This is a genomic window from Steroidobacter sp. (assembly GCF_016790065.1).
Lineage (GTDB): Bacteria > Pseudomonadota > Gammaproteobacteria > Steroidobacterales > Steroidobacteraceae > Steroidobacter.
In genome coordinates this window covers 1-3,535 of record NZ_JAEUPY010000929.1, presented here as the reverse complement: position 1 = coordinate 3,535, position 3,535 = coordinate 1, and the positions used below count along the sequence as shown (strand labels likewise).

Annotated in this window: 2 protein-coding genes; both read left to right on the top strand. The window is 61.9% G+C overall.

Going from position 1 to position 3,535, the window contains the following annotated elements:
* Positions 1 to 1,656, top strand: a 1,656-nt coding sequence (locus JNL55_RS36910; protein ID WP_293867015.1) for a heavy metal translocating P-type ATPase, incomplete at its 5' end; no start/stop codon positions are given.
* Positions 1,657 to 1,885: 229 nt separating this feature from the next.
* Complete coding sequence (locus JNL55_RS36905; RefSeq protein ID WP_293867012.1) at positions 1,886 to 2,203, top strand: zf-TFIIB domain-containing protein; 318 nt, start codon at positions 1,886 to 1,888, stop codon at positions 2,201 to 2,203.
* Positions 2,204 to 3,535: the final 1,332 nt, after the last annotated feature.

Below are 3,535 nucleotides of genomic sequence, written 5' to 3'. Positions count from 1 at the left end.
GCTTTGGAGCATTATGCTCTGGGACGAGCACGTCGGGCCATCGAGGCGCTCGCGAAGTTGGCGCCACTGACGGCTGAGGTGCGACGGGGAGAGCGAACCGAAGAGATTCCCGTCGAAGCTCTGCTGATCGACGACGTCGTGATCGTTCGGCCGGATGCGCGCATCCCGTCGGATGGTTTCATCATCAAGGGGTCCAGTAGCGTGGATCAAGCGCCGGTCACGGGCGAGAGCGTGCCGGCGGATAAGAGACAGGTTGACGATCGGGAGAAGGCGGCGAGAAAGCCTGAGTCGATCGAGGCTGCGCATCGTGTTTTCGCCGGCACCATCAACGGCAGCGGGGCGCTCGAGATCCAGGTGACCCGCTTGTCGTCGGACACCACGCTGGCTCGTGTCATCAAGATGGTCAACGAGGCGGAGACGCAGAAGTCCCCGACGCAGCGCCTGACGGAGAAGTTCGAGCGGATCTTCGTGCCGTCCATTCTGCTGTTTGTGGTCGCATTGCTCGGTGCGGGATTTGTCATCGATGAGCCATTCGCGGACACGTTCTATCGTGCGATGGCGGTGCTGGTGGCGGCGAGTCCCTGTGCGCTTGCCATCGCGACGCCAAGCGCGGTGTTGTGCGCAGTGGCGCGCGCCGCCCGAGGTGGCGTGCTGGTCAAAGGCGGCGGGCCACTCGAAACCTTGGGACGGTTGAGCGCCATTGCCTTCGACAAGACCGGTACGCTTACTGAAGGAAAGCCGTACGTCACGGACATCCGGCCCGCTCCAGGCGTCACGGAGCAGGAGCTTGCTTCCGTCACGCTCGCAGTGGAATCGCACAGTGATCACCCACTCGCCGCTGCAATCGTCCGGAGTGAGCGCGTCCGAGCTGCCGCCGGGGAACAGGCGCTGGTGGCGCATGACGTGCGCAGTATCACGGGGCGTGGCGTGGCGGCACGGATTGAAGGAGACGAAGTACACGTCGGCAAGGCGGAGCTCTTTAGTGAGGCATCGGGCACGCCGTTGACCCTCGAGGTTCGAGAGATTGTCTCCGGGCTCGAAGTGGCCGGTCGAACAATGATGGTCGTTAGGCGAGCGGATCGTTATCTGGGTGTGATCGGCCTGATGGACACGCCTCGGCAACATGCCAAGCAAGTCATCGCTCGGCTGCGGACGCTGGGCGTCTCACGCATGATCATGATCTCAGGTGACAACCGCCGGGTGGCCACTGCCGTGGCCAAGTTGGTCGGTATCGACGAAGCGTGGGGCGACTTGATGCCCGACGATAAAGTGGCGGCCATCAAAAAGCTGGGCGCGAACGGCAGTGTAGCGATGGTGGGTGACGGCGTGAATGATGCACCAGCCATGGCGAACGCCACCGTTGGTATTGCCATGGGCGCCGCAGGCTCCGATGTCGCCCTGGAGACAGCCGACGTGGCGCTGATGGCCGATGATCTTCGAAACCTACCGTTTGTCGTGGGGCTCAGCCGTCGTACCGCTTCAGTCATCCGCCAGAACCTATGGATGAGTTTGGGAATGGTGGCCGTGCTGATCCCCGCAACCTTGTTCGGCTTGAAGATCGGCGCAGCGGTGCTGCTGCACGAGGGCTCGACGCTGATCGTTGTCGCAAACGCCTTGCGCCTGTTGGCGTATAGCGCCTCGAGTGAAAGCGCCTAGCTTTGCTTCGCGTCGTGCGTGCGACTGCGCGCTGACATGCGTGTGGTCGCAAGATGCGGTCGAGTGTTCAAAGTTCGGACAGTGAGATCGGCCATGTTTTGTAGGCAGCCATCGCTACCCTTGGGAACCGTCATTAGGGCGAACGTAGTTGCCGCCGCACCTGCTGCGATCTGATGAGCTGTTTCCAGCACTGTGCGCGCCCTTTCCGTCACCTCGAGCAGGAGATGTAATGAATGAACGACAGAGTGGCACTGAGAAGCGCACAGACGCCAATCTGCTGTGCCCGGCATGCAAAGTAGGACTCGTGATGAGCGAGCGCCAGAACATCGAAATCGACTACTGCCCCAACTGTCGTGGTGTCTGGCTGGATCGGGGCGAACTCGACAAGATCATCGAGCGCAGTCTATCGACGGAACGGTCAACTTCGGCCCGTCAACCGGTGGAGGACCGCGACTATGAGGAGGCGGGGCGTTATCGTGAAGGCCATCACGGAGGAGGTCATCACGGGTCCCGGCGCAGATCCTGGCTGCGCGACCTCTTCGATTGACCCGCGCTGCCGCGCTTCAAGTGTGCGACGTAGATCGAGGCGCGACTGATTAACCCGGGGCGGAATAGACTCATCCAGAGCCACTGGAGGATGCCTCCGTGAGGCCCGCCACCGCTAGAACTCACGTGGCTCGAAAGTTATTTCACAGCCCGAGATATGCGCGAGGACATCGGCATCCAACCCCATCGACGCGGCCTTGCTGCGTAAGGCGCCCATCGAACACGACCGTCCAAAGCATCAGTGAACCGTCGCTGTCCCTGACACGGGGACCTGCGCCGACGCGTCCGATCGGCAGCGGAGCGTTCACCCACCACCTCGAGCTGATTGCGTATTGCTCGCACTCAAGTCCTTTGATCTAACTCACAAGTCCGATCGTGCGGTCGCGCCGCTGCGCGGCCGAACGGTTCCTTTCAATGGTAGCAGCGCTTCAAAAGGGCGGACGCTCAGTGATGACTTCCCACGTGCAAGCCCGATCCGAAACGATGGCTCGGCGTATTGCGCAAGCTCTGACTGCTGTGCGGAGCCGCCCTTGGGTGGCCGGAGGAAACGTGTCCTGCAATTTCCCGGTGCGACGTCCCGCGTGTGAATAGCCCATGGCTTTCGTCCCAGACCGCCGTGCTCGTCCAGTGGCCCCACTTGCCGTGATCCATGCGCCAGCTGTTGAACATCGGTGGCGCGAAAATTCCGAGAGCGTCGTGCGCTTGGCTGTCATGACGACCGTACGTGTCAAAACCGAACGCACGGGAGAACCACGGATTGTCGTGGGAGGATCCGAAATGTCCGTGAAACCCATCCTCCCAGCCGCTGTGCAAATGGTTATAGCCGTAGCGGTAAGCGCCGAGATCGCTGCAACGGGAGAAAGAGGCATATCCGCAGCTATTCCCGCCGGACATTGGGCCGTAGCTCGACGCGGAGCGGCCCTGGCCAAAACCGCGATAGTCACCTGCGCCGTACAGGGTGCACCCGGTCAGGGCGGCAACGAATACGGCACCGAGAGCCACCGCAGGAATCAAAACGAGCCGGCACGTGTACATACGACCTCGCGTGTGAGGTGGACCCCGCCAGCTGCCGAAGGTTCACGCAGTCGACGCGGACTAATTGCGCACAACGATCCCCTTTGGGGGCGTCCCGCGCAAGCGGGCAACTACTGTCCGGTGATCGCGAGCATCAAGCCACGAAAGGCGTCACTCACGAAGCTGAGCGAGGCTTGGTATCACACGGTGGTTACGGCAAAGTTGGCCTGTTCGAGCGGAAGGCTATCGAATACCCCTCAAGTGTGGCCGTGAGGGGCCTGCGGTACTTCAGTGCCGCCGCGAAGTCGGGTGGACCGGA